Origin of the sequence: Yeguia hominis, from assembly GCF_014384705.1 — a bacterium.
Lineage (GTDB): Bacteria > Bacillota > Clostridia > Oscillospirales > Acutalibacteraceae > Yeguia > Yeguia hominis.
The window spans coordinates 1-1,081 of the sequence record NZ_JACRSN010000055.1 but is presented as its reverse complement, the minus strand read 5'-3'; the positions used below and the strand labels follow the sequence as shown (position 1 = coordinate 1,081).

At 54.5% G+C, this 1,081-nt stretch carries 1 pseudogene; it reads right to left on the bottom strand.

What is annotated here, in order from left to right:
- Positions 1-757 (bottom strand): annotated as a pseudogene (locus IAG03_RS14050) (IS256 family transposase); the annotation flags it as partial.
- Positions 758-1,081 lie beyond the last annotated feature (324 nt).

Below are 1,081 nucleotides of genomic sequence, written 5' to 3'. Positions count from 1 at the left end.
GGAGAAAACATTGCGGTAGAAATGCACGATGCAGCGCTGGTATTTGGCCTCCGGAAACACTTCGCCCACGGCCTCCAGCATCCCCATGCACTTGTCGCCGACGATGAGCTTCACGCCGTTCAGGCCGCGGCCACGGAGCCACTGGCCTTGTCCTCTTTCATCCCCTCGGCAGCGCCCAGAACCTCACGAAACCCGTCCTCATTCACGGCAATTTTGCCGCCGGAATGGCGACATTTTCGTACTCTCCGCCCCAGTTGCGGCGCAGGTAAATACCATCCACGTAGACATACGGATACCGTCCGCCCTGCAAAGGCCGGTTCCGCCAGTCCTCAATGCGGACGTAGGCTTTCTTGTTCAGTTCGCTGACGGCAGCGGGCGAGACCTTGCTGTCCCACAGGGCTTCGGTGATGTCCTCCACACGGCGCACGGAAACGCCTGCCGGGTACATCTTGAGAGCCTCCTCCACGCTGCTCTCCCGGCGGCGATACCGCTCGATGATGGCCGTCTCGAAGGACACGCCCTTGCGCCGCGGCATATGGAGCGTAACATCGCCGGAGGTCGTGGTGAGGTTCCGGTCATAGCGGCCGCTGCGATAACCCTGACGGGCCTCGCTGCGCTCGCAGCGGGCCGCCTGCGTCAGGGACTCCGCCTCCTTTTCCAGCAGCTCGTTCAGGGGTTCCTCCACGCTGCTTCGGACCAATTCCTTAATTTGACCCTTGATTACTTCCTCATTTAGCTGTACAATTTTCTCGGACATCGTTTGCTGTCTCCTTTCGAATGTTTGTGTTGTGACTTCATTCTACCAGAGTCTGCAAGCGATGTCTTCTTTTTTGCTCGTTTCAATTTGCGCAGCTTATCTTACCTTATCTATGGGACGGTCTTCACAAAGAGCAGCGGCAATAAATGAATTAATTGCTTGACTGTCACATGGTTAGAAAAAACAAGGGTCAAGGTTTTGCACCTGATATGTACCCAGTTTTCTGGACACCGGTTCAAAATTGAATAATTAACTTTTCATCATGGATGCTTCCCTGAATTTAGAGGGAGGCATCCATTTTGTTTTAGCTTGGATTCTGGTGTT